This window comes from Providencia sp. PROV073, assembly GCF_033688125.1.
GTDB lineage: Bacteria > Pseudomonadota > Gammaproteobacteria > Enterobacterales > Enterobacteriaceae > Providencia > Providencia hangzhouensis.
In genome coordinates this window covers 2,951,985-2,977,300 of sequence record NZ_CP096353.1, presented here as the reverse complement: position 1 = coordinate 2,977,300, position 25,316 = coordinate 2,951,985, and the positions used below count along the sequence as shown (strand labels likewise).

Here is a 25,316-nt window from a genome sequence, read left to right as displayed (position 1 = left end):
TTGAATATCCTATGCCCCCACATAAAGTGGAGGCAATCACATTAGTAAAGGGTTTCAGGTAAACGGAACTTTGTGAATAATCCTCCGAAGAAAGGATTATTAGACTCATCAACGAGTACTCGATAAGTCATATCTCCGCTATCAATCGTGAAACGAATATCGAATGAATTGGATTTGATATTCATTAACTTCGCACTGTCGACTAAGCGCATTTGTGCCCACGGTCCTGAGAAACTAATTGAACGAGGCGATTTATCGCCGGAAAGCGGAACTAGAGTCAGTTTACTTTCAATATTTGAACGCATCGAGTTTGGCCAAACGAGATGCGTGACATGGCTGCGGCTATGGGCATAATCAATAAGCTGACCGTCAAGATTTAAGATACTACGGCGTTTATTGCCACTTAATGAAAGGGGTTCAACTGCAAATTGTGCTTCTAAATTACCTTGTGCATTAAAGAAGGTTTCTCTTATGCGATTTGCAGTTTCAATTTGCGCTAAAACATCAGAGCGGATCAGTGATTGACTATCCCTATTATCGACTAAGTTATTTTCAACAAATAAACGTAAGTTCTGTTGATAGAAGCTATCGAGTGTGCCATTAGGTTTAAAGAAGCGTTCGAACTCACTTAATGGAACATCTTGTTTTGAGTTTGGATTAAACGGATAGCGACCAGCAATATAGGTATTATATTGTTTTACAACATTTTCATTCCATTCAACTTCCATATGTCGAATAGCTTCTTTCTGGACAACATTCCAGGCTTGTTCTGCAAGTTCATCTACCCAACGATTGAGCGGTTCAGGCAATGTTTTAGCCATTTGTGATAGTTCAAATATGGCATCTTTATTATTATCATTGAGTCGCATGGAAACTGCTTTAAGTGCCGCTTTGCCCGGTACTGGAGAGTTTTGTATTCCCAACAAATATCGATGCAAATCATTCAATTTTTGATTGAGATTCTGTAAGTTTTCTCCTTGATTACTGACCAGTATTTCTGTTTGGGGTGTGAATTCTCTATCTAAACGTGTTAATAAACGGTAAGAAGGTTCTGCCATCAAGGCTTTTTGTTTCTCAATAGGTAAATTTTCATCAATGGATGGAATAACCGTATTATCACGCAAAACTTGTAAGGCACGACGTAAAGGCTGTTCTCCGCTGATGATTTGTTCAAGAGCGATGATTTCATCTTGGATTGAGTCAAATTCACGAATTTCTAAATTACTCATTCCGTTACGCCATTGAGCGATATAATCACTGATATATTGCTCACTGATTTGACGTTGAATTTCTTTACGGTCATTCTCACTATATTGGGTATTTGATGTGAGATTGAGCACCCAAGCATCAAGCAACGTGAGTTCAACTAATTTGTCATTTTGGCGAATAAAATAGTTTAATAATCCTGAACGTGTTAAAAACTGTGGGATTTCTAATTTATCCTCATCAATAGCGGTAAAAACAGTATTAAAACTTGGGCCTATCTGATATTGCAAATTTAAAGGCGCTGAAAGTTCTTGGTTGGCTTTTAGCCGTAATGCCTGGTACACACGTTGATAAAGCGATAACACACTGAGTTCTTTCTGGGCATTTTTAATGGGGGTCGCAAAAGGCGTGAAGGCCTTAATCGCAGTCATCAGACCGTTGTCTCGTTCCGCTTTCCAATCCGTGTGTTCAAGCGCATAACGTAAGTGTGCTTTTAATAGCATTTGTTTTTCACGTTGCCCAGTGAAGAGATGGCTCCAATAATTCGCCATAAAGTCTTCAACCATGCCATTATTGCGCCCTGTTTTATCTTCTAACATGCGCATAATGCGTAAAATTTCGAGTTTATCTTCACTGCCCTTATCTGCATTATTAAGTTCAATTAAAAGCCCTGACATAATTGCGGGTAAGAAACGTTCGGTCAGTAATTGCAGATAAACTTGCTCAACTTGTGGGCCGACTTTTTGGCCTTGATACAGCCCCATATCAGAAAACAGCGCATTTTTATCGCGGTGGTTCCCATAGGCAAGTGTCGCTTCACGCAATGGGTTGAGGACGGGAAGTTGTAAGCTACCATCAGTATCTTTTTGGACGTTATTATCTATCGTTCTAAAGGCTTTAACCTCATTAAGCACACTCTCACCGGCGCGGTAGTTTTTATCATAATAGTGATTCCAACCACTCCAAAGCGCAATTAAACCGGCAAAACTGGCCAGTGTTGTGACTAAGAGACGAGAACGGTGTTTTTTGACCCAATATTGATTTTCAGCTGCTAAATTGGGCTCACTGAAAAGGACTTGGTCAAATAAATTATGTGTAAAGTAAGGGTGGCTATCATTGATTGGCCAAGTTGTTAGTGGGGCTGTCGGTAAATGGTATTGCACGGATGCCGTTTGGCTAAAGACATCGTCTATTTGGCCAATCTGTAATGCAGAGGTGAGATAAACACCCCTTAAACAAATGTTATGTTGTTCGTTATTAATCAACAGTGCATTAATTAATGTTATAACGTGGCTCTGTAACCCTTCTATTTGACGTACAAAGCTGAATAAATCACTACGTTGATTACCTTCCGCTCGTTGTAGCATCATTTCAGGTAGTGCGCTATTCATTTGGTTAACCCACTGTAACCAGAAGTGCGTTAAACCCGTCTTCCAATCTTTTTGAGATTTAAGGTCGAAAGAAACACCCAATACTTGGTTACGTTGTTGCGCATCCAATGACTGGTACATTGAATCGAAACCACGTAATAAATCGAGCTTCGTTAATACGATATATAATGGTAGTTGACTATTAAAAGTCATTCTAATTTCTTCAATACGCATTTGCAGGTCGGCAATCAATTGGCTATTTTGCTCTTTCGTATTGGTGAGTAGGGATAAGGTATCTACCGTTAAAATAATCCCGTTCATGGGTTGTCTTGAGCGATTAGTCTTTATCCAATTAAGTAACTCTTCCCACAACCGATGATAGAGTTGAGGTTTCTCATTATGTTCATTTGGTTGAGTCAATAGCTTGCCGTTAGGAACAAAAAGAACGGCACTATCCGTCAACAAGCACTCAATATTTAAAGGCAGCTTTTGTTCATTAACGATATTGTCACTTGGCGCGATATCCAATGGATTCAGCGTATTTTTCAATAAGCTATGTTTTCCGCTTTGGTTTGCACCTAAAACAAAATACCAAGGGCGCAAATAAACAGCCTTAGAATGGCCATTTAGGTGACGAGTAAATTGAGATTTCCAATAGTCTAAATAACGATTTTGGAAGTCAATATCCTGCCTAACGGGGTCAACAACGGTTAACTCAACATCGAGTTTTAACGCTTCAAGTTTTTTTACTCGACGCCATGTAACTAAACCTATCCAACTGACGACAAGCAAAATAATAATTAGCGTAGCAAGCCAGCGTGAGGTGAGTGTACTAAATGGCATTGAGTCTTGATAAGTGAATGTCGGCCCCCACCACCAAATCCACACAATGACGAGCGCAGGGAGTAACGCTAATAAAAATAGGAAAAAGGAGGCAATTTTGGGCCTATCAGCAAAAAACAGTTTTTTTACCGAATTGGTTATGTTTGAAATGGAGAAAAACGGTAATTTCATTATTGTAGATCCCTATCCATAGTCATTGTTGTTTCTGGTATTTTGTCTGTTTTTTGAACGAGTTGTCTTACGAGGCTGGGTTCCCAATCCTCGAGTGAAAAGTGTAAAGTAGCGGTATAAAGTTGCTGATATAAGTGGGCCGCCATATAGCCCATTCCTGAGAGCTCGAATAGTTGCGCTGACAATAATTGCCCATAAAATTTATCTCTAGGCTCTATTGCAGTTACAAGGCTTGATTCAATGAGCTTCAATGCGGCTTCAAGCCCTTGTTGTTCATAGCACAGTAAAACGTCTTGCTGTAATAATGTGGTATTTGAATGAGATAATTGGCCACTCTCTGTTTGGCGACAATCTTCTAACCATTCTTTCACGTTGTCGGGGACGAAAGGGCTCATATCAGAAAAATGCAAATTGACGAGGTTTGGAAGGCGAGCTAAAAAAAGACGTAACTCTTCTGCGATACCATTCGCGACTTCTGAATAACCCAGTTTAGCTGCTGCTTGTGCTGCGAGCATGTGGCCTTCTAGCCAATAAGGCGATAGTGATAAGCTTTGCTCTATATTATTTAATAGGGAGTTTGATGGTTGAGAAAGTTGGGCTTTGTAATCCATTATGCGATCCATCGAAACCGGCGCTAAGGGGGTTTTACCTTGACGATCGGCTTGGGGCAACATTGTAATGGAATGCCAGATAGCATAACGTCGTAAGCGATAACCAACTGAACTTTCAGGCATTTGTAAACAAATAACTTCTGAAACTTGGAGTAGCGTTTGCTTCCATTGTCTTTCGTCATGCTGATTTATATTGATTGCTGGCATGACAAAGCTATTTGCTGGTGGTTGTACAGTTTCAGTAATAGGCATTGCGGCTTCTTTTGGTGCTGAAGCTAACACTATGGGCTGTTCGCTTTCTTCAATTCGCTGATAACCTCGACTCAATGCATCAATTTGTTCAGAAAGTTCAGGGCTCTGTTCATGCCAAAATTGCGCTAAATAGGCAAAAGATCCCAGGATATCATCACGCATTTTGCTATTAGCAGAACGGCAAAAAATATCGTTTACTGATTCGAAGCGTTTTATAATTTGGTTCGCTAAGCGTAACTTGAGCTTAATATTCGTTGGATAGCAGACATGCCAATATTGGCGCGTAAAATCAGAAAGGATCTGCGCTGCTAAAACTAATTCTTTAGGTTCACCTGCATGCTGTAAGGTACGTAATAAGTGAACGATTAAGCGGAAATCCTTTGTCTGTGTTTCAAGCAACCGCAAACACCGACGTTGAATTTCTTTAACATCTAATTGGCTGTGACTGAGAGAGCCGAATTTTATCATTTCACTATCGATATACTCCCAGTCGGGGTCACTATCGTTCACAGCACTACACACCAGCTGTTCATCAAGATGGGCAAGTAACTGTTCTTTCCAAGAATAAGGGGTATTGTTTGTCATTATTTTTACCAGTGGCAAGCGGCTCTTAATGGTTTAATTTCTTGGGACATCCCTGAAATATTGAACGTTAGTTTTTCGTTATTAGTTAATTTTAAAGTCAATTTTTCGCCATTTAATAAACGCTTGATTTCATCTATGCCAGGTAAACCACGGCTTGATTCCAATACATAGCCATTTTCGCGTAAAAACCATTCTGCAGTGAATTGCGTTCTATCAGTCGAGACCATGACACTGCCTGCATCTTGTTTATTGGGTAAAATAATTTGCATACGGGTAATGTTGTCGATGCAGCTCAACATGAGAACAGGGCGCGGAGGTTGAAAACCAATGGCAGGGATAGTCATAATGACGGGGTAATCACCATTTTCAGGTACTGAGACTAAGAAACCCGCACTATTTTCGACACGTTTCATTTCGTGTTCATAAGCTTGGCGCCAAGTTTTCCCCATTTGAGCAATATTAGGTGAAGTATTTGCTGCAGGCGTCGAGGACAGCGCTATTTTGTCATAGCAATCTAAGCGAATAAGCTGAGAAGATTCTAGACGACACTGGGTGAGTTCTTCTGCGATCTTCTGGCTAATATTGCTTTCAGCTTTTCCAGACAAAGCGAAGAAAACTAGCATCAAAGAGCAAAAAAAGAGTTTCAGTATTTTCATTTTATACTCCGTACTTCTTCAATTTATATATCAGCGCACGCTTAGATATGTTGAGGTGTTCTGCCATTGCGTTGATATCTCCCTTTAGCTCACGCCGCTTGTTTAATAAAATTTCTTTTTCATAGCTCTCTACAGCAGCCTCTAAATCATTAATATCTTTTGGGTTATTTGTTATTGGTTCCATACTTGTGATTGATGCCGTTAATATGTTTAAGGCCTCATTGAGGCTTACTTCCTTTTCTTTCTGCAACTGATTGAGATATTGCAAGTGCGAAATTTTTTGTTGCGTATTTGCCAATTCAAGAATGCGTTTTAATTGCTGATGAAAGAGCTCGCAATAAATAGGGAAAATGCCTTGCTCGAAATTTTCTAACTCTTTGGCCTGCCCTAAAAGAATAATGGCACCGCATGGTTTATGGTTCAGATCATGCAGTGGTAAGCTATACAGCCCAGTATTAACAGGAAGCTGCGAAATAAAATCACGTAATGACGCGTTATTAATGTAGCTACCTTGCTGTAAATTCTTCCAAAATGTGGGTTCACCCTTTAATACAAGTTGAATTAAAGGGTGATCGGCATCAGTAATATCAGTGTCTAAAAAATGGCTTTGAACTTGGAGTGAGTGGTCAATGTTCCAGCTTTCTAATCTATTTTCGGTTTTATTGACCAATGAAATAATTAGCCCGCTGAATACGCTACGCGAAAAACTATATGTCAAAAATTGAACGGCTAGCGCTTCTACGTCATGGCACTCAAGAAGAGCAAGTGCATTTTTTAGTCTTGCTTTCATTTTTCTTTGTTAACCTCCGCAATAAATTCATCATTTTCCGTTGTTAAACGAATATGGGAGATGGTTTCATTACGGGCACTGAATTGAAGGAGCAACAAAGAAAGAGGCGGTAATAAGGCACCGTCAATAATTGATTCTAAGATACGAGCACCATTTTCAGCGCGAGAAGCTCGACGTAAAATTTCATTAGGGACGCTATCTTCTAACTGGATTTTTGCATTAAAACGTTGTTTCAATAAGATCATAAGACGCGTCAGCTTACTATCAACAATTTGCCGTAAAATATCAGCCGAAAGAGGTAAATAAGGAACAATTTCCATGCGGGCCAGTAGGGCGGGTTTAAAAAATGTGGTGAGCTCAGGATAAAGTGCATCTTGCAGCTCATCAGGCTTGTCCGCATACGCGGTAATCACATGGTCACCTAAATTAGACGTTAGGAAGAATGCGATATTTTTACAATCAATGACTCGTCCTTCACCATCGGCTATCTCGCCTTTATCAAATGCTTGATAGAACAAATTTAGAACGTCTGGATGGGCTTTTTCGACTTCATCAAGTAGTACAACAGAATAAGGCTTCTGACGAATAGCTTCTGTTAATATCCCCCCCTCACCATAGCCGACATAACCTGGTGGCGAACCGATGAGACGAGATACCGTATGCTTTTCTTGAAACTCAGACATATTAATAGTCGTTAGGTATTGAGTTCCACCAAACATTAATTGTGCAATTTGGATCACGGTTTCTGTTTTACCGACACCACTTGGCCCTGCCAATAAAAATGCACCAAGAGGGCGACCTGGGCGGCGTAAATCAGCGCGTGCCGTTAACAAATGTTTATGTAAGCACTGTATTGCTAATGATTGCCCTTTAATGCTTTCTTCTAAATAGCTGGGAAGGTCTGTAACAATAGATAAAGCATCTTGCGATAATCGGTTTAATGGTACGCCTGTCCATTCTGCGATAACGGCTGCAATTTGTTTTTTATCGACGTGTGGCGAAACAAGCAAATGTGTTTCATGTAGTTGAGCAAGTTGCTGGTCTAATGTTTGCAATTCCTGTTTCAGCTCATCAACTTGGCAAGTTTCTTCAGATTGGGGCTCAGTATTCTCATCGTCTAATAACGTTGAGCGCAAAGTAATAATTTGCGAAACAAGCGCTTGTTGTTGTTCCCATGCTTGTTGTATATCGGACGCTTTTTGCTCAATCTCATTTGCTTTTGATGCTAATTCCTCAAGGCGTTCTGAGTGATTATCCAAGCCAAGATGATGTTCTCTTTTTAATATCGCTGTCTCCATCTCTATTTGCTGGAGATCTGTTTTTAATGAAGAGAGCATTTTTGGCGGCGAAGATAAATTGATCGCTGCCCTTGCACATGCGGTGTCTAATACGTCAATGGCTTTATCAGGTAATTGACGTCCTGAAATATAACGTTCACTGAGTTCAGCACTGGCTCGAAGTGCTTCATCATCGATAAAAACATTGTGTGCTTTTTCATAAATAGCGCGTAAACCACGCATAATGATAATTGCGTCCGCAGATGTGGGCTCTTTAACTTGAACTAACTGAAAACGGCGGGCTAGCGCAGCATCTTTTTCGAAGTATTTTTTATACTCGCTCCAGGTGGTTGCGGCGATTGTTCTCAATTCACCGCGCGCTAATGCAGGTTTCAATAAATTGGAAACATCTAGGCCACCCTGTTGATTACCTGCACCAATCAATGTGTGCGCTTCATCAATGAATAGAATTATGGGGTGAGGAGATTGAGAAACTTCTTGCATGATGCCTTTAAAGCGTTTCTCAAATTCACCTTTAACCGCTGCACCGGCTTGCAATGCACCTAAATCTAAGGTTAGAAGTTCACATCCTCTTAATTTTTCAGGGATTTCACCGGCGATAATACGCAATGCGAGGCCTTCAATAAGCGCGCTTTTCCCAACGCCTGGTTCCCCAACGACGACAGGGTTATTTTTCCGACGGCGGCAAAGGATATCAATCATAAGGTCGATTTCATGATCGCGACATAAAACAGGGTCGAGCTCATTATTTCGAGCTTGTTCGGTCATGTTTTGCGTAAATTTTGCTAACAATGAGTCCGACGCGATTTTGCCGTTATTTTGAGGTGCTTGTTCGTCAAAAGGCGATTCAGCAGACCCTTCTGTCCACTTATCAAAACTGAGTTTTAATTGCTCTCGATTAACTTGCGAAAGCATGTCTGCAACCGGTTTTGGGAGGTAACGTAACGGCATTTGTAATAATGTGAGAAAGAGAACACCTGAGCGAAGTTCACTGTGGTTGAATTCTGTCGATGCAAGTAACCAGCTGTCTTTCATCCACTCTACCAATAAAGGAGAGAAGCTCGGATAGCTCTGTGTAATGGCTTGATGAGGTGGAATTTGAATATCTAATAATTCTGACAGCTTATTAATATCCAAAGTGCTCTTCTGGCTGATTAGGCGAATGTCAGTTAATGGCGTTTCAATGAGTTTCTGAAGAAACTGAGCAATCGTAATTTCAGGTTGTTGATGGCTTACACAGTAGGCTGCTGCGCTTTCTAACGCATGCTTAGCAATCGGGTGTAATCGGTTAACAAGTGTTGAGAGATCAATTTGGATCATAATGCGTCCTAGCCGAGTAAAGTATTAAGTTGTTCCACAATTCTGAGTGTTTGGTAATTCAGTTGGGATGAGTAAATCTGATAAATAATAAATGCTAATATTGCCGCACCAATGATGATGTAACGTACGCCTAACCGCTTACCTAAACGGTAGCGGCTCTGCTTGTTATCCCCTTTTTCAAACAGGATAATCGGTTTTGCATCGCCTTTAAGTTGTTGTATTTGTTTTTGTAAGCGTCTAAGCAAATGGTTGAATTCATCATTTTGCCCCGCAGATACTTTGTAACGACCTCGGTATCCAAGACAGAGACAAAGGTAGATAAACTCAATGAGGTCGAGGTAACGTTTGGGCTCACCTAATAATCTTTCAATTAAGATAAAGACCTTTTCGCCACCCCATGACTCATTATGAAAGTGGACAAGTAATGACTGTTTTACCCAGCCATTTTCTTGATCCCAGCCCAATCCAAGCGCTGTTTCATCAATGAAAGTGCACAAGACATAACGAAACGAAACAATGGCCCCAGGCTCGTAACCTTGTATTTGCAGTTGCTGTTCAATAGACGTGATGTCCATGACCACTTGCTGGTAAAGTTTCTCTGAAAGTGGCGTTTCAGACATCGCTTTCATTCGTAAAACCATACCTAAAAGTGGCGTTGCAGCATCGATCATTGGGTTAATGTTGTTACCCCTAAGTGGGATTTGGTAATTCTTCTGTGAAATACCGCTATCAACATCGTGATTAAGCAAAATATTATCAGTCATAGAGTGCTCCATCTCTTATTGCCCATAACTGAATATCTAAATCAGGGAAATTGCCAGAAACGTGGAAGGCGATATTGCCATCCTGCTGGATCCCCTTCCATTCATTACCTTGTTGATCAAAATGGAAGTAGTTATACCCAGAATGATAAGGTAATTGCCGTGGAGCAGTTGAAAGAGGGGATAAAGGGACTCCCGGTATTTGAACACTGACCAAGCTACGAATATTATTTACCGTGGTCACTTTAGTTTGCTGTGGGAACTGCCGGCGTAGTTGTTCCTGTGGCATCTGTGACTTAACTGCAATAATAAATTCCGCTTTTTGGAGCAGTTGTTTGTCATGAATAGTCGCCACTCGAATACCGTGTTCTTGGATTTGTAACGGAATAGGAATTGCACGCGGCGTCAAGACAACACTTAATGCTTCACGGATACTTTTTATTAATGGGAGAAAACTATCTGTTAAATCAAAGTGCTTATATTTTGCAATGGTATCGGGTAAGCGAGACGAATTCGTGAATGTTTGCAGCTCGCCACAAAGTTCCAATAAATCCCGAAAAAGCTTTTCAGGGTGAATGACTGGCTCTTGCGCATAATGTGAATAAAGTGGATAGGTACGGTTGAGTACTTGTAGCATCATAAATTCAGCGACATCCGCAACACCTTGCTGGCCAGGGGCACCAATTCGGGAGGCTATTTGTTTACCTCGTTCATACAAAGTGCCTTCAATCTCAGTAAGAAATTCATTGAGTAATAGCGATGCCCGAATATTCAGGAGGCTTGGAATATAATCGTTATCAAGCGTTAAGCTTCCGTTGGCATTACGTTCTCTAATACGGCATATGGGCAATGCCACGTAAGCGTCTAAGCCACTTTTACCTTGCTTGAGGATAGGGTTTAATCGTGCAACGTGGATAGTACTTAAATCACCATTTTCAGTATGTAAATCACGAACATTTTCTGTACTTTCACTATAACGTGAAAGTAAACGGCTCCCATTATGCTCATTTGAGATTTCACCAACGTTCCCATTAGCTAAAGGAAAGGCAAGGTAGATGACATTACTATCACTATCAGTAATGTTTTTTATATCAATTGGTTGTGGTGATAAATCTTGGTTTGGAATAGAGAAAATTGTGCCGTCTGGCATAACGCCAGAAGCTTCTTGAATACCAATACGACCTAACGAATATAAATCGTTACTTAACGATAACGTACTGAATCCCCAAAAATGAGAGATAAAGCTCTTTAAAATACTTTCAGTAACGTAATCTTGATGACGTTGCTGTTGCTGAAAATGTTGAGGTTTGATAAATAGCCCTTCACGCCAAATTACTCTATTTTTAGTCGACATATTAATCATCCTCTTCTTGTCTAAATTCGATTTCGTTTTCTCTAATGTGAGCTAAAATAAAGTAGTGTCGTCCTTTTCCTCGGGCTTTAACTATTTTTTTCCATTCCGCATTATCAGGGTCTGAATAATAGGCAATAATGCCGATATAACGATTAGATGCCTGTAGTGTCATCGTCGGGAAGGGCTTATATTGGCCCGGCAAGATAGTGTAATCTTGGTGGTCTATATAATTTTTCTTCAGAACTTTCTCTAAGTCCCCATCTTTAGCTTCTATCTGGTCATGATCTAAAGAGCCAAATAAAGAATCTTCATTAAGATAAACAATTTGGATATTTATCGGTGCAGCTTCACCTTCCTGATTAGGGTTAATATAGGGTTCAGCGAGGATGGTTAAAGCAACCGTGGATGGCTGATCTTTTGGATAGCCAACGGGAATCGACGGGTCCAATAGAATTTGCCCCACTTTTGACGCTGTCTGTAACGTTTTACTGCACCCACTCAAAATGAAAAATGAGGCAAATAACAGTAACACTGAGAAAGTTCTAAGCTGCATTTTAAGCTTCCTCTAGGCCTTTTCTTAATGCTCGGTCATAAGCATGGGAATAAACTTCATAGAATAATTTTTCAAAACCCTGCTGCCGCGATGAAGAAAGCTCTTTGTAATAGTTACTGTACATTTCCCATGCCCAGCCATCAGTCATTGGCGTGTTATCTGAAGCACGTCGGTATTGGGAAAAACGGTTTAATAAATGTTCTGGAGAAAAAGCCGCAAGCATTGTTGCTAAAGCTGTCGATATCGCTTCTTGATTTGCATGGTAATGTAACTGCATATTGTGCAGACTTTCAGTGACGGCGGAAGGTGCTGAAAGGTGAACAGGGCTACGTTCATCTGTAAACATCAATTTCATCGTATCTTCATAACTACTGTTTAGACGTAGCGGGTTATCTTCAATAGGGCGAAGTTGCTTATCCTGTAAACTCTCCTGCTGTTGCTGCAAAGCGAGTAAACCTTCAACAGCAGCTTTCATTGTTTTACCGAGTTCTATGAGAAAGTCATTAGCTTGTTGAGAGCTCGCTAAATTAAGATGGATACCTAAACCATTCATGAGAGGGTTAATTGCAACATGATCAATATCGGTCATGTGTTCATCTTCGAAAGGTGTAATTTTGGGTAAATCAATAAATTCTTGTACCATGGTATTCTCTTGATTATCTGATATCGCAAGGGCAGGTGAATAAGAGAGTGGGTCACTCAATAAAGAAGGTTCTGAGACGACGGATTGACTCTTAGAAATTAAACTGAGATTTTCATTTTCTAGCGCTTGTAAGGGATCTGTAGTGAGAGCACCTTGAACAGTTGGAACAAATGGGGACTCTTTGTTTTCATTATTTACCGTATCAATATCAAATAATGAATCTAAAGGATTATGATCTTTTGCAACAATAGATTGCGGTGTCGCTGCCATCATATTTTGTACAGGCTGCCCAGTTAAACTAATATTGGTTGTAATAACCAGTTTGCCCACTCTAATTTGATCTCCTTGGGCAAGCTTCACCGCATCAAGATGTAACGGTATAATCGCGTGATTAATGTAAACAGAGCCTGAGTTTACTTTTAAGCAAAAATGCTGATCTTTCCAGAAAACAGTAAACTGGCTGGCAGAGATAGCACCATCACCGTCTTGAATTTTCCAGTCACATTGATTGCCACTACCAATTAGGCCGCCATGTTGGGTCAATGTTGCACTCGGTAGGTAACCACTTTCTAGTTGTTCACTATTCGTTATGCTAAATGAAATTGTTGGCTGATGTTTATCCATGTCTTTTATTCCAATACCGTAATGGTGACACTTGGCTTTTTAGCCGGTTTCCCTAAAAAGCTTTGCCAACCTAATTGGTTATGATTTTTTTTACCTAAACAGAAACCTTCAGCTTGATCTTCGGCAATACTAAGACGTAAATCCCAAGCTAATTGCTCATGAAAAATGTAAGAAACGAAGGCGACGAGAGGAGCGAAATCACTACCGTTAGGTAAAAAACGCATATAACGCTCTATAGTTAACTCACTAATTTCTATAGTGCATTTTCCGTTGCAATCATGTATGTGAGATCCAAGACTAAAATTTTCACCTAATAACATTCGAGGGCGAGATTTTTGTCCGGGTTGATGAGAAATAATACCTAACTTATTTTGTTGTGATTCTGGGATAGGAACACGGCGCGTTTCCCAACCAATAACCGATACATTTTCTAAGTCAAAACAATGGGATATTAGACTGCTAATGACATCTGCTGAACGGCTCGGACTCGCTAAAAGCCCTGCATAAGCGAGCATTTTGCTGTGATTGATTTTAATCCGTCCGCGATTAACTCCATTTCCTAAACCAACAAGAGAAAACATATATTGGGAGAAGGAATCTTGGCCTTCATTCTCAAAACAGATGTAGTAGCGATATTTTCGCCAGATACGATAGAGCAATGAGAGCAATCGATGATTAAAGATATTTAAAAAATCAGAAATCCCTGGTATTTGCTGTGCATCTTCCCAAGCAAATTCATCAAGGTAATAACCAGGAAGTGGTGACTGGCTTCCTTGTAGCCCGAGAAAAGCAACTTCTAGCTCATATTGATGAGTGGCATTTTTTTCAAAAGACACGACATCTCTCGTTGGGAACGCAACATTAGAGTGTGATTTAAAGCGAATAATATCGCTACTATCACGAGTGATATCCATGTTTTGATGAATCATTTTATTTAATAATTCAACAAGTTGATAAAAATTATACTCTGTAACCGATGGGCCAGCTTGTTCCAGCCAGCGATCGATTATTTCAGTATGTGCTGGTTGATTTGTGCTGGCCACTGATAAATTTCCTTATTATCAAGGTTAAGAACCTCTAACTCATGGAACATATTAATGCTGGTATACAAGGTAAAAAATTGAGCAATAACAGTGCAAAACAAGAACAAGCTTCCCTCAGAAAGAAAAGCGTTCTGACGTACTACCAAGGTTGTTTTTAAACCACGAACTGGCAGCCCTTTGTAGATACGTTCGATATGCTCTGAATGTAAATCAACTAATGCATCTAAACGCTTTTGGGATTGCCTTGCGGTCTGCTTGTCATAAACTGAAGGTAAATCATAAAGTTGTAATATTTTTTTTAATGAATCTAGGTTCAGTAAAGATTGATAATTTAGGGATAAATTAGTTAGTTCTGACCAATACAACGTTTTATCGAGCAGTGGGTATAAGGGAACTGTTGGTTTGAATAAATTTTTAGCTGATAAAGGCCCATAAGGCATAAATGAACGGTCTAAATCAATTGAGCGTGTAGATAACTGGGATGCGATATAGCGATTAGTACAATTGAGCGAAATCGAAACCGTTTCTTCGCATTGTTGTAATTGGTGTTCGTGTTGACGAACAAAAGAAAGCCGATGGGCGTAACCATAGGTACGCTCTTTTTGAGTTATTTTTAAACGATAATATCCATCATTTTGCTCGTGATGGTTTTGATGATAAAAACTTTCAAATGCGGTATAGGTGACCGGGTAAGCTTTAGCTTCAGATGGATAGCGTAATCCATAAACTTCATTAACGGAAAAAATATCAAAACAGTGGGCGTATTGGTAATTAGGGCTTAATACATATTCCTCATCTTTTCCTGTGAGATTGATTGCTTCACTGTCAGCACGGAATAAATTCACTATGGGAGTGCAATTCAGTTTAATACTATCGTTATGAAGAATAACCCCATCGGGGATTTCTTTATCAAAATTAATAACAAGTTTGAATTGCTTGGTTTGGATAGCTAAGGGAATGTCATCCATTCCTTGAATATCCAAAAATAGAAAGGCTTCAGGAAAACAGAAAAACTCTTGTAAGATGCGGTAGCCATCATAACTATTTTTTGGGTAAGGGAGTAATGCATCCTGTTTTTGAAAACCGACAGGTTTCACTGCAAACTGGTTAAGTGGCAATACATGCTCATCTGTGACTAGTGAGGCATTCTGTATATGCTGACTTAATAAAAAATAAAGCTGATTTGTTGTAAATGGAGAACCATTTAAATAAAAACATAATTTATTTAAACCAATGTTTGCGAGAGGTTGTATTCCATCCAATTCAAATGTTATTTCAATGGCGGTTGTTCTTTGTAAAGTTTGCGTAATTTTCGCTGGTATTAACCAGAGATCACGACTTTGGTTAAATCGACATTGAAATAAAGTTTCTTGGTTGGTATTTTCATTTTGTACATAAATAGGTGTTGCATTAAAGAGTTGGCCTGCTGAAATTTTTATCGCGTGGTGGCATTCAGAATAATTAGGCTGGTATTCAACAATTGTCATACTAGGCACAGGACGTGCGTAATTTGGCCATAGCATATTTGCTAAGCTATTGGTTAATTCAGGGAATTGCCTATCGATTTGCTGCCGTAAATTACCCGATAAATATGATAATCCGTCGATAATACGGGCACTATCAGGATCTTGAATTTTATTGGATAACAGATTAACAAGCTGCGGTTTTTCTTGCGCAACTTGTTCTGCCAAATCCTTTAAGTATTCTGATTCATTCGTAAAATAGTTTTTTGATGACATAAGAGTGCTACTTTAACTGATATCTACGATTACTATCCAAATACATATTAAACTCAATGAGTTGCTGTTGATTATCTAAGTCAATACAAGCATTAATACTGAATTGTAAAGATAAACTATCTGCATCATTTTCAATGAATTGCACATCAACACTTGTGATCCTAGGTTCATAAGTGAGGATACAACTTGCAATGCTATTCTCTAATTCGGTTTTAAAATCAACCGCAGATTGAGTCGCATCATTTAAATCAGGTATCCCTAGACATGGTGAGCCTTGGCAACCATTCGGCCGACTATTCAGGACATAATTTAAATTTTGTTTAATTGATTCAATGAGTGTATTTGTGCGTGAACGAGAGGAAAAACTCGCATTTTTCCTCTTAATTCGATCGAATAAGCTGGCTCCGCTGTTAGGGGACCAGCCATGATTGAATGACATCACTGTTACTCTTTATCAAGGCGACCAACAAGTGATAATTCAAAGTTTGCGCCCATATATTTGAAGTGTGGACGAACTTGAATTGCGACTTGATACCAACCTGGATCACCTTCAACATCAAGCACTTTAATTTCAGCTGAACGAAGAGGGCGTTTACTACGAACATCTGCTGGCGGGTTTTCTTGGTCCGCAACATATTGTTTAAGCCAGATATTCAGTTCACGCTCAAGGTCTTGGCGCTCTTTCCAAGAGCCAATTTGCTCACGTTGTAGCACTTTAATGTAATGAGCTAATCGGTTGATAATAAACATGTATGGCAGTTGTGTTCCTAACTTATAGTTAGTTTCTGCCATTTTACCCTCTGGGGTATTTGGGAAGGTTTTGGCTTTTTGAACTGAGTTTGCAGAGAAGAATGCCGCGTTATCACTACCTTTACGCATTGTTAGGGTAATAAAGCCTTCTTCTGCCAGTTCAAATTCTCTACGATCAGTAACTAAAACTTCGGTTGGTATTTTAGTTTGTAATTCACCCATCGCTTCGAACATGTGTACAGGGAGGTCATTGACGGTACCGCCACTTTGTGGGCCAATAATATTTGGGCACCAACGGTATTGTGCAAAACTATCATTGATACAGCTTGCGAGTAAGAATGCGGTATTACCCCATAAATAGTGCTCATGGTCTTGTTTAACATTTTCGGAATAGTTAAACATTTTCACTGGGTTTTCTGTTGGGGAGTATGGTAAGCGTAATAAGAAACGTGGTGCCGTTAATCCTAAGTAACGCGAATCCTCTGCTTCTCTCAGAGAGCGCCACTTCGTATGTGCAGGGCCTTCGAAGACAGATTTAAGATCTTTAATCGCAGGTAATTCAGCATAACTATTAATGCCGAAGAAATTAGGGGAAACAGATGATAAGAATGGCGCATGTGCCATCGCTCCGACAGTGCTGACATATTGCATTAACTTCATATCAGGCGCTGTGTTGTTAAATGCATAGTTCCCAACAATTGCTGCAACTGGCTCGCCGCCAAATTGTCCATAACCTGAAGAATAAACGTGCTGATAAAAACCAGACTGAACAATTTCAGGAGAAAATTCAAAATCTTCTAATAACTCTTCTTTTGTTGCATGAAGAATATTGATTTTGATATTTTCTCTAAAATCAGTACGGTCAACGAGTAATTTCAGGGAGCGCCATGATGCTTCAATTTCTTGAAATTTAGGCGCGTGAATAATTTCATCAACTTGGGCGCTTAGTTTGTTATCAAGCTCAACCAGCATTTTATCAATTAATAATCTATTGATTTGTTGGTCTTCTGATTCATTTGCGAAAAGATTACTAATGAAAGCTGCAACGCCTTGCTTTGCAATATCATACGCTTCAGTCTCAGGTGACATACGTGACTGAGCCATGATTTCATCTAAAAGAGAGCCGTTAGATGCTGGGGCTTGTTGACCTAGAGCTTCTGTATTTAGTGACATGAAATAATCCTCTATAAACATTATTTTTGATTAGCAGCAATATCGAGTTCTTTTAGAAGTTGTTCGCGTGTTTCTTTATTTTCAAGTAATTCTTGAAGACGCTTTCTAAAAGCAGGGACATTGCCTAGAGGACCTTTTAATGCAACTAAAGCTTCTCGTAATTCAAGAAGTTTGTTTAACTCAGGAACTTGGCGAGCAATATTATCTGGTGAAAAATCTTGCAGAGATTTTACATCTAGATTGACATTAAGCTCAGAATCACTGGTGTTTTCAAGTGTATTACGGACGTTGATATTTAAATTAATACCTGCACTTTCCATAACTGAATTGAAATTGTTTTGATTAATTGAAATTGCTTTTCGTTCTTCTATTGGGGTATCTTCAGTTTTACCTGTCATATCACCCACAATCAGCATATTTAAAGGAAGTTCAACTTCAGCCTGAGCTCCACCTGTATTAGGTGTATATTTGATATTAATTCTTTCTTTAGGGGCAACACTACCGAGATTTTTCTTACTCATTTAAGTGAATCTCCTTGTATGAGTATACGATAACTTCATTCCATAAATTCAAATGCCTAAATTAAAAATTAATAATAAATTTAGAGCATACAGTTCCCTACACAGAACAGATTCTATGTTAAGAATTTTTTTCCCAGAAAGGTGTTTAAACTATCAAATTTTTATGTTGTATTTTTTAGTTTGTTAATAATATACAAATTTAACTTAGGATCAACATGTAAATTGTTATTTGAATATAATTTCGTGATATTTAGTTTGAAATGTATTCTATTTTCATGGGGTATTTTAGTTGAAAATTTCACTAATAATCTCATAATGCGTATTCATAGTTTATATGGCGATTTTTTTATCAGAATAATGATAAGTATAAGTATTTTTGCACGTTAGATAAATCTTGTCTAAGAAAATTAAGTATGAAAAGTCTGTGATGTAAATCAATTTTTTACAGCATGTAACATATTCATATATTTTTCTTACATAATTTAATTTGATTATCTATTTAATTTTATTAAAGAGAAATGAGATTTATTTTTTTACAAAATTAATATGAAATTTATAGGGGTATCATCTTATGTTTTTATATGAAAAGTTTGAAAGTGAACGAAAGTATTAATGTTGACATGATGAAGTCATAATTACCTCTTGATTGAGTAAGAAATGAAATTGTAAATCACATAAATTAGGATGGTTGGGAAACTCTATGAGGTAAAAGACAAATTTCAGCAAGTTATAAAAATAAATATTTTATTATTTGTAACAAACCCTATTCAGCCAACGGAAGAGCCTGAACTATAAATTCAATAACTCTTTTTCTTTTAGTGCCTTAAGGTAAATTTATTATCACAAATGATTATCATAATCATTTGTGGGCAATGTATCAGTTCTATTATTGTAGTTGTTGGCTTCATTAAAATGGAAAAATTTCAAAGTGAATGATAAGCCGAAGGTTTCCTATCTATTAGCTGGCAGGAACATAAGTAGTAACTTGTTGAAATTGTTTTATAAAGATAATATTTAATATCTTAATGCCATGGATTTTATCAAGATGAATAAATTATTAGTTCCAGTTTTTTGTATTGTTTCTTTATCTGGATGTGCAGTGACTGAGTATAACTATGTTCCTGAATCACAGAAAATTAGTGAACCCCGAATAGGTCAGGTGAACCATATTACAGTAGGGCAACCCTTAGTAAGAGAAGGCAACATTAGCGAAATAGACGGAATTAAAATATTAAACCCTGTGCAGATAGATTTGGCTTACAAAATTATTCCAGGTGTATTCAAAAAAGTGGGGTCAAGTGATAAAGGCGATTTTTATATGCCAGACCAAATAGTTGACTCTGGTTCGGTCGTTGTTGAGGTTTTAGGGCAGCCTTGGAATTCACTTTTAATTAAAAAAGACTCTACTCCTAATGAGATTTGTATCGTAACAGATGTTAATGTTGCTGTTTGTAGTGATAAAGCACAAATCGAACAAGTAAAACTAAATAATACTGATGGTAACTCATTTGAAGAAGCCTTAATTTTCAATGGGATAAATGGCCATGTTGTTGATGTTAGTTATCAGAAAATAGGTTCGAATATTGAGAATCAAGGGTTTGGCGATACTATTCAGTATAACCTCAAGAATAGCGATATTATTTCTTATCGAAATGTAAAATTAAAAGTTATCGATAGTTCAGAAAACTCATTAACCTATACAGTGATAAGTAATTTTTCTGAAAATTAATGTGCTGAACATTAATTAACCAATTGAAAAACAGCGTTAAACTAAATTTAATCTCTAGTTAAGCGCTGTCGCAACATTTTTTCTCCTTTTATCCACATTCTAACTTCAAAATATTTGGATCACATCGACAATTGTAGAATATTGTCTTTTTAGCATACGTCACATACTCTAAGTTAAATTGATTTAATTTAGAGGGCGTTATTTATGATGAATATCCAATCTGATCACCATAGCTTTTTTATTTTATCTGATGACAAGCAAACTCGCATTGCTGAGATAACCTTTGTTTATACTGGCGATGATCTGGTGATTATTGACCATACGGTGGTTGATGAAAGCTTAAAAGGACAAGGCATTGCAAAGTTACTAGTTGCTAAGGTTGTTGAGCGAATGAGAGAGGAGGGACGAAAAATTATTCCGTTATGCCCTTTTGCAAAAGCAATATTCGATAGAACACCTGAATACAATGATATCCGCCAATAATATTTGCTAATTACTGATGAGGTCAGCATGAGTATTCAAAATAATGATAAAATACTTAATTTACAGTTGATTACAGCACGCTCGAAAGATGTTGGTGGGCTTCCTGTTGCACGAGTTTTACCGACAAGAGAACGTAGACTAATAGGTGCTTGGTGCTTTCTTGACCATGCTGGACCTACGGTTTTTAAAGGGGATTCAGAGGGAATGAAGGTATCACCTCACCCTCATACCGCTTTACAAACATTCACTTGGATGATTGAAGGTGAAGTATTACATCGAGATAGTCTTGGTTATGAACAAGTTATTCGGCCAGGACAGGTCAATTTAATGACGGCAGGTTATGGGATCAGCCATTCCGAAGATACCTACGGAGAAAGTCGCCGATTACATGCTGTACAACTGTGGATCGCTTTACCGGAAGCAGTTAAAGATATTTCTCCACGTTTTGACCATTATCCTACGCTACCTCGATGGTCTGAAGGAGAAATGCATTTCAACTTATTAGTTGGGGAATATGGTACTTATAAAGCACCAACACTGACATTTTCCCCTTTGGTCGGGCTCGATATTATTGCTAAGAAAACCGCTCGACAAGTTTTAACGTTATGCTCTGAATTTGAATACGGTATTTTTGTTGTAAGTGGAAGTGCCGTTATTGAAGGGCAGCAAGTGAATAGTAATGAATTAATTTATTTAGGCAAAAGTATCACTGAAATTTCTGTAGAGCTAGCTTCAGATAGTCATATTTTATTGCTCGGTGGTGAGCCTTTAAATGAATCTGTACTAATGTGGTGGAATTTTATTGGTCGAACTAAAGCTGATATTCATGCTGCTGTTGAGGAATGGAACCAAGGAAACCCACGTTTTGGCCGTGTTTTTAATGATGAACGCAACCCTACACCGGCTCCAATTATGCCATAATCAATTTAAGCAACTTCCTTGTTATTATTTTAAGCAAACCGAGAATGGTTTTAAATTTAATCTAAGGCTCGTTTTTAGTACTAAGTTTATGAGCTCATAACCTGACTTTTATCGAAAAACTGATAATATGTATACAAAAGGCTATTTTTAAGTCAAAACAAGCCGTAGCCGTTAGAGGTAGACGATAAAAATGAGTAAAAAATACCTATTGGGAATCATTTATTTAAGTTTATTCCCTGTTTCTCTTGCATCATTAGCGTTTCAAGAACAGCAATATAACCCAGTGGTGTTTAATCTGGCTCAGCTTTATGATTTCAATCCTGTTAGAGGTGCTGTTAAGCAAATAAAATCAGTTGTTTATAATGAGGATAAGTCAATTAATTATGAATCAATGTTAAAAATTGGTCATGATGGTTGTGTGGAAAGTTTTACTTTTGATCAAAAGAAAGATGAGTATTTAAATGGTGCTCATAACTATCTTTTTGTAAAGCGAGTTAAAAATAAATTGATTGGTCGAGATGTTAGTGGGCCAGTCGAAATGGTGATGGGTGATAACTGTCAAATAATGTCTAAAAAAGATTCGAATGGTGAATTAATCTACCAATATAACCAAGATGGCATTATTGCTGGCTCACTGCTTGCTGACACGAAAAAACAATATAGCAAAAATGATTATAATGAATTTAAACTTCCAACAACGATAAAATATTTTAAAGATAATGCAATCATATCAGAGACTATAGTAACTTATGGGAAGGATATGAGTAAGCCGTTTGATCACATGATGGACATACGCGCGTTGGGGCAAACAATATTACTCGTCAATTCTAAGTGTGATTATAACGCTAAGAATATTGCCTATAAATGTGACTTTATTTTAAGTCTTAATTCGAATGGCAATGAGATTAAACTACTAAAAAACAGTACTACTGAAGTCGACTTTTATTAAGTATAGGAGATATTCAATGGCTATTTCTGCAAGAAACCAATTGTCAGGTGTTGTTGATTCAATTGTAATGGGAGCGGTAAATGATGAAGTTATACTCGATTTAGGTCATGGTGAAAGCATTGCGGCAGTGATTACCAAAAATAGTACTAAACAACTCGGTTTAGAAAAAGGTAAACTGGCGACAGCAGTAATAAAAGCGCCTTGGGTTGTATTAGTATCTAACGCTGAGGAGTATAATTTCTCTGCTCGTAATCAATTTAATGGTGTAATTGAATCCATTGAAAAAGGAAGCGTTAATTCTGTGGTAAATTTAAAAACCACTGCAGGAACTTTGTTATCTGCGGTGGTGACAAATAATAGTACCGTAGAGTTGGGGTTAAATGTTAAAAGTAAAGTGACTGCGATTATCAAAGCTTCCAGTGTTATTTTGGCAACTAAGAAGTAGTGCAAAATATTGAAGGGCTGTCATGGCAGCCTTTTGTAATTCGTTTGTAATCATGACGCGCTTTCTAGGTCAATAATTTTAATGTGTTTACCTTTAAGTTCAATAAGCTTTCTTTCAATTAATTTCACTAGTGTACGGTTTAATTGCCTGACAGATATACCAAGCATAGCAGCTAATGAATCGCGATTTTCCAATTTAAATTCAGAACCATACTGGCTTTCGGCAAAAATTAAATAGCGCCTCAATTTATATTCAGCAGAGAATGAAGAGGAAGAGTGTAGCTGTGATGTATTAAAAAGCTTTTTGCTAAGATGTTGACAGATAAACTGTAAAAAAATAGGGGAGTTAAGCTCTTTTTTCTGAATAACCTGTAACGGAAATGCCAGTAAATAACACTCAGTAATTGCCTGTATTGTACTATAGATACGGTTTTTTTTGCTGTCATTATTCTGAAATAACTCTAAATCACCAATAACTGAAAAGGCATTTTCAAATGAAAAAATAACATGCTCACCGTTTATTTCATAACGTTCAACCTGTAGTTTTCCCGCAACAAGAAAGTAAATAAAATTAATTTTGTCATTTTGTGATATTAAGTATTCAGACGTACCTATTTTAAGCAGTTTTGCAGATTTTATTGTTTCCTCAGATAGAATTTTATCAAGCTGATAGAGAGTAAAATATTCTTCAATTTTTTCAGAAGAGGTAATTTTTTTCACTATTTATTCTCTTAGTATGGGTCTTTTCGGATAACAGTATGACATAAATTGGTGTGTGCAATAAAGGACATATGTCCTTTTTAAAATGGCAATAATCCTGCAAGCTTATTCAAAAATAACTCGCAGGATACTAACATGAAAGCGTCTTTAAAACCTTTAAGCGGATTTACTCAAAGTATAAAAACAGCAATTAATGCTATGCCAAAAGTGGAACTACATGTGCATTTAGATACGTGTTTAAGTTTTTCTTATGTTAAACAAGCTATTCCGACACTCACGTTTAATGAATTCAAACAAGGTTTTATTGCGCCAACGAGATGCGAGGATCTTGGCGATTTTCTACGTTGTATTGAACCGCAACTTAATATATTACAGACAAAATCTGCAATTGTGCTGGCTGTTGATGATTTGTTTGAGCAATTCAAAATGGATAATGTGATTTATGCCGAAATTCGGTTTGCTCCTTTATTACATACTCAGCAAGGCCTTTCAAGCCGAGAAGTTGTTGATATAACATTAGATGCGGTTAATTCAGCAGTTAAAAAGTATGAAATAGAAGCTGGCTTGATTTTGTGTACCTTGAGGCATTTTACTGCCTCTCAAAGTCTTGAAACGGCAAATTTAGTTGTGGAGTATCAACATCGCGGTGTTGTAGCGCTAGATTTAGCGGCAGATGAGGCCCGTTTTTCACTAGATAATCATGAAATGGCATTTAAGTATGTCAGGGAACATGGAGGGAATGTTATCGCACATGCTGGTGAGGCTTTAGGCTATGAAAGTGTGATTGAAACATTGGATATATTAAAAGTGTCACGTATTGGACATGGGGTAAGAAGTATTGAAAATTCAAATACGATTAAAAAACTCAAAGCATTAGATGTATTACTTGAAGTTTGTCCAAGTTGCAATTTAGTGTGCAATGTCTTTGACAGTATTGAAAACCATCCTATTAATGAGTTGAAGAAGCAGGGCGTTAAATTAAATATAAATACTGATGCGCGAACAGTGGCGAATGTAACATTAAATAAAGAATACCAATTATTGCATGATATATTTGGTTGGGGTATTGCTGATTTTACTGAGTGTAATATAAATGCATTACAGGCAAGCTTTATTGAGGAAGAAAAAAAAGCCCTATTGATTAAAAAGGTATTAAATCAATAGGGTAGAATGAAAGAGAAGGAGGATTTTATCTTCCTTCTCCGATTAGTATCAGATAATAATGAGCATAAATTAAAATTTGCCACATTACGATTGACTGAGATTTATCTCATGCTCATTATTAGGATAAAATATAATGTAATTAAAAACCAATCATATTATATTTTGATTTTACACTATTTTTGCAATATGGTGATACAATTGAAATTAGAAAAATATTTTCTAATTTATAGAATAATAAAGATTAAATTCTAACTTAGAATTATGTTATAAATAGATGAGTTGAAATTATCTATTTATAACAGGATGAGCTTATGCCAGAAATAAGAATTGTTGCGACAGTAATTGCAAAAGATAATGAAGTCGAATTTGTAAAAGCAGCAACTAAATCAATCGTTGAGCCAAGTAATAGGGATGAAGGTTGTCTTCAATATGAATTACATCAAGATAATGCTAATCCAAATATTTTTATTTTCTTTGAAATTTGGAAGGATCAGGAGTCATTAGATAAACATAATGTTACAAAGCATTTGCAAGATTTTATTAAGAAGATAGAAGGTAAAGTCGATTCATTAGATGTGAAATTAATAAGTAAAATTGCATAATATTAATTAATGATTACTAAATAATAATAAAAAGGAATACA

The 25,316-nt window shown here is 37.5% G+C and carries 22 protein-coding genes; 7 read left to right on the top strand and 15 right to left on the bottom strand.

Going from position 1 to position 25,316, the window contains the following annotated elements; translation table 11 throughout:
- Window positions 1-41: 41 nt before the first annotated feature.
- From tssM to tssB, 14 genes are read right to left on the bottom strand one after another with little or no spacing between them, the layout of a single operon-like run.
- On the bottom strand, window positions 42-3,590 hold the full coding sequence (tssM, locus tag M1F17_RS13590) for a type VI secretion system membrane subunit TssM (RefSeq protein WP_004256019.1): 3,549 nt from the start codon (window positions 3,588-3,590) through the stop codon (window positions 42-44).
- Window positions 3,590-5,038, bottom strand: a complete 1,449-nt coding sequence (tssA, locus tag M1F17_RS13585) for a type VI secretion system protein TssA (protein WP_318837017.1) — start codon at window positions 5,036-5,038, stop codon at window positions 3,590-3,592. The genes tssM and tssA overlap by 1 nt, the downstream gene beginning before the upstream one ends.
- A 5-nt stretch (window positions 5,039-5,043) precedes the next feature.
- The gene (gene vasI / locus M1F17_RS13580) at window positions 5,044-5,694 is read right to left on the bottom strand and encodes a type VI secretion system-associated protein VasI (protein WP_004256010.1); all 651 of its coding nucleotides are present in this window, start codon (window positions 5,692-5,694) and stop codon (window positions 5,044-5,046) included.
- Between the two features lies 1 nt (window position 5,695).
- Window positions 5,696-6,484: a helix-turn-helix domain-containing protein gene (locus tag M1F17_RS13575; protein WP_004908041.1), complete on the bottom strand. Its 789-nt coding sequence runs from the start codon at window positions 6,482-6,484 to the stop codon at window positions 5,696-5,698.
- Window positions 6,481-9,102: a type VI secretion system ATPase TssH gene (gene tssH / locus M1F17_RS13570; RefSeq protein ID WP_112308194.1), complete on the bottom strand. Its 2,622-nt coding sequence runs from the start codon at window positions 9,100-9,102 to the stop codon at window positions 6,481-6,483. Before tssH ends, M1F17_RS13575 begins: the two co-directional genes overlap by 4 nt.
- An 8-nt stretch (window positions 9,103-9,110) precedes the next feature.
- Window positions 9,111-9,866 carry a type IVB secretion system protein IcmH/DotU gene (icmH, locus tag M1F17_RS13565; protein WP_004256004.1) on the bottom strand — a complete coding sequence of 252 codons (756 nt, stop codon included), beginning with the start codon at window positions 9,864-9,866 and terminating at the stop codon, window positions 9,111-9,113.
- A complete protein-coding gene (tssK, locus tag M1F17_RS13560) occupies window positions 9,859-11,217 on the bottom strand; it encodes a type VI secretion system baseplate subunit TssK (protein WP_004908045.1) in 1,359 nt (452 codons plus the stop codon). The genes icmH and tssK overlap by 8 nt, the downstream gene beginning before the upstream one ends.
- Window position 11,218: 1 nt before the next feature.
- Complete coding sequence (gene tssJ, locus M1F17_RS13555; RefSeq protein WP_004255999.1) at window positions 11,219-11,770, bottom strand: type VI secretion system lipoprotein TssJ; 552 nt, start codon at window positions 11,768-11,770, stop codon at window positions 11,219-11,221.
- Between the two features lies 1 nt (window position 11,771).
- Window positions 11,772-13,037, bottom strand: coding sequence for a type VI secretion system-associated FHA domain protein TagH (gene tagH / locus M1F17_RS13550; RefSeq protein ID WP_004908049.1), 1,266 nt, complete (start codon window positions 13,035-13,037; stop codon window positions 11,772-11,774).
- A gap of 5 nt (window positions 13,038-13,042) precedes the next feature.
- Window positions 13,043-14,080, bottom strand: a complete 1,038-nt coding sequence (gene tssG / locus M1F17_RS13545) for a type VI secretion system baseplate subunit TssG (protein ID WP_036957881.1) — start codon at window positions 14,078-14,080, stop codon at window positions 13,043-13,045.
- The gene (tssF, locus tag M1F17_RS13540) at window positions 14,044-15,819 is read right to left on the bottom strand and encodes a type VI secretion system baseplate subunit TssF (RefSeq protein ID WP_318837016.1); all 1,776 of its coding nucleotides are present in this window, start codon (window positions 15,817-15,819) and stop codon (window positions 14,044-14,046) included. Before tssF ends, tssG begins: the two co-directional genes overlap by 37 nt.
- Window positions 15,820-15,826: 7 nt before the next feature.
- Entirely contained in the window at window positions 15,827-16,258 is a 432-nt protein-coding gene (gene tssE / locus M1F17_RS13535; protein ID WP_094960750.1) for a type VI secretion system baseplate subunit TssE, read from the bottom strand.
- Between the two features lie 5 nt (window positions 16,259-16,263).
- Entirely contained in the window at window positions 16,264-17,742 is a 1,479-nt protein-coding gene (tssC, locus tag M1F17_RS13530; protein WP_036957880.1) for a type VI secretion system contractile sheath large subunit, read from the bottom strand.
- Window positions 17,743-17,762: 20 nt separating this feature from the next.
- The gene (gene tssB, locus M1F17_RS13525) at window positions 17,763-18,263 is read right to left on the bottom strand and encodes a type VI secretion system contractile sheath small subunit (protein WP_004908059.1); all 501 of its coding nucleotides are present in this window, start codon (window positions 18,261-18,263) and stop codon (window positions 17,763-17,765) included.
- 1,045 nt (window positions 18,264-19,308) lie between these two features.
- On the opposite strand from tssB, the gene M1F17_RS13520 reads away from it, so the two are divergent.
- The 5 genes from M1F17_RS13520 to M1F17_RS13500 all read left to right on the top strand — a co-directional run bounded on the left by M1F17_RS13520 (window position 19,309) and on the right by M1F17_RS13500 (window position 22,790).
- On the top strand, window positions 19,309-19,992 hold the full coding sequence (locus M1F17_RS13520; RefSeq protein ID WP_187367839.1) for a hypothetical protein: 684 nt from the start codon (window positions 19,309-19,311) through the stop codon (window positions 19,990-19,992).
- Window positions 19,993-20,196: 204 nt separating this feature from the next.
- Window positions 20,197-20,475, top strand: a complete 279-nt coding sequence (locus tag M1F17_RS13515; protein WP_004255982.1) for a GNAT family N-acetyltransferase — start codon at window positions 20,197-20,199, stop codon at window positions 20,473-20,475.
- Between the two features lie 27 nt (window positions 20,476-20,502).
- Entirely contained in the window at window positions 20,503-21,396 is an 894-nt protein-coding gene (locus tag M1F17_RS13510) for a pirin family protein (RefSeq protein WP_164455797.1), read from the top strand.
- A 190-nt stretch (window positions 21,397-21,586) separates the two neighbouring features.
- Entirely contained in the window at window positions 21,587-22,345 is a 759-nt protein-coding gene (locus M1F17_RS13505) for a YnfC family lipoprotein (RefSeq protein ID WP_164455795.1), read from the top strand.
- A 16-nt stretch (window positions 22,346-22,361) separates the two neighbouring features.
- Entirely contained in the window at window positions 22,362-22,790 is a 429-nt protein-coding gene (locus M1F17_RS13500) for a TOBE domain-containing protein (protein ID WP_004255976.1), read from the top strand.
- Between the two features lie 50 nt (window positions 22,791-22,840).
- Here the strand turns inward: M1F17_RS13500 and M1F17_RS13495 are convergent, their stop codons facing one another.
- Window positions 22,841-23,509 carry a Crp/Fnr family transcriptional regulator gene (locus M1F17_RS13495; protein ID WP_096864197.1) on the bottom strand — a complete coding sequence of 223 codons (669 nt, stop codon included), beginning with the start codon at window positions 23,507-23,509 and terminating at the stop codon, window positions 22,841-22,843.
- A gap of 135 nt (window positions 23,510-23,644) precedes the next feature.
- Here M1F17_RS13495 and add point away from each other — a divergent pair, with 135 nt between their 5' ends.
- Together add and M1F17_RS13485 are read left to right on the top strand one after the other, a co-directional pair.
- Window positions 23,645-24,673 carry an adenosine deaminase gene (gene add / locus M1F17_RS13490; protein ID WP_318837015.1) on the top strand — a complete coding sequence of 343 codons (1,029 nt, stop codon included), beginning with the start codon at window positions 23,645-23,647 and terminating at the stop codon, window positions 24,671-24,673.
- 311 nt (window positions 24,674-24,984) lie between these two features.
- Window positions 24,985-25,275, top strand: coding sequence for a putative quinol monooxygenase (locus M1F17_RS13485; protein WP_004255970.1), 291 nt, complete (start codon window positions 24,985-24,987; stop codon window positions 25,273-25,275).
- Window positions 25,276-25,316: the final 41 nt, after the last annotated feature.

Bases quoted from the DNA above. Each gene is read 5' to 3' on its own strand.
- tssM (WP_004256019.1), bottom strand. From the start codon at position 3,590: ATGAAATTACCGTTTTTCTCCATTTCAAACATAACCAATTCGGTAAAA.
- tssA (WP_318837017.1), bottom strand. From the start codon at position 5,038: ATGACAAACAATACCCCTTATTCTTGGAAAGAACAGTTACTTGCCCAT.
- vasI (WP_004256010.1), bottom strand. From the start codon at position 5,694: ATGAAAATACTGAAACTCTTTTTTTGCTCTTTGATGCTAGTTTTCTTC.
- M1F17_RS13575 (WP_004908041.1), bottom strand. From the start codon at position 6,484: ATGAAAGCAAGACTAAAAAATGCACTTGCTCTTCTTGAGTGCCATGAC.
- tssH (WP_112308194.1), bottom strand. From the start codon at position 9,102: ATGATCCAAATTGATCTCTCAACACTTGTTAACCGATTACACCCGATT.
- icmH (WP_004256004.1), bottom strand. From the start codon at position 9,866: ATGACTGATAATATTTTGCTTAATCACGATGTTGATAGCGGTATTTCA.
- tssK (WP_004908045.1), bottom strand. From the start codon at position 11,217: ATGTCGACTAAAAATAGAGTAATTTGGCGTGAAGGGCTATTTATCAAA.
- tssJ (WP_004255999.1), bottom strand. From the start codon at position 11,770: ATGCAGCTTAGAACTTTCTCAGTGTTACTGTTATTTGCCTCATTTTTC.
- tagH (WP_004908049.1), bottom strand. From the start codon at position 13,037: ATGGATAAACATCAGCCAACAATTTCATTTAGCATAACGAATAGTGAA.
- tssF (WP_318837016.1), bottom strand. From the start codon at position 15,819: ATGTCATCAAAAAACTATTTTACGAATGAATCAGAATACTTAAAGGAT.
- tssE (WP_094960750.1), bottom strand. From the start codon at position 16,258: ATGTCATTCAATCATGGCTGGTCCCCTAACAGCGGAGCCAGCTTATTC.
- tssC (WP_036957880.1), bottom strand. From the start codon at position 17,742: ATGTCACTAAATACAGAAGCTCTAGGTCAACAAGCCCCAGCATCTAAC.
- tssB (WP_004908059.1), bottom strand. From the start codon at position 18,263: ATGAGTAAGAAAAATCTCGGTAGTGTTGCCCCTAAAGAAAGAATTAAT.
- M1F17_RS13520 (WP_187367839.1), top strand. From the start codon at position 19,309: ATGAATAAATTATTAGTTCCAGTTTTTTGTATTGTTTCTTTATCTGGA.
- M1F17_RS13515 (WP_004255982.1), top strand. From the start codon at position 20,197: ATGATGAATATCCAATCTGATCACCATAGCTTTTTTATTTTATCTGAT.
- M1F17_RS13510 (WP_164455797.1), top strand. From the start codon at position 20,503: ATGAGTATTCAAAATAATGATAAAATACTTAATTTACAGTTGATTACA.
- M1F17_RS13505 (WP_164455795.1), top strand. From the start codon at position 21,587: ATGAGTAAAAAATACCTATTGGGAATCATTTATTTAAGTTTATTCCCT.
- M1F17_RS13500 (WP_004255976.1), top strand. From the start codon at position 22,362: ATGGCTATTTCTGCAAGAAACCAATTGTCAGGTGTTGTTGATTCAATT.
- add (WP_318837015.1), top strand. From the start codon at position 23,645: ATGAAAGCGTCTTTAAAACCTTTAAGCGGATTTACTCAAAGTATAAAA.
- M1F17_RS13485 (WP_004255970.1), top strand. From the start codon at position 24,985: ATGCCAGAAATAAGAATTGTTGCGACAGTAATTGCAAAAGATAATGAA.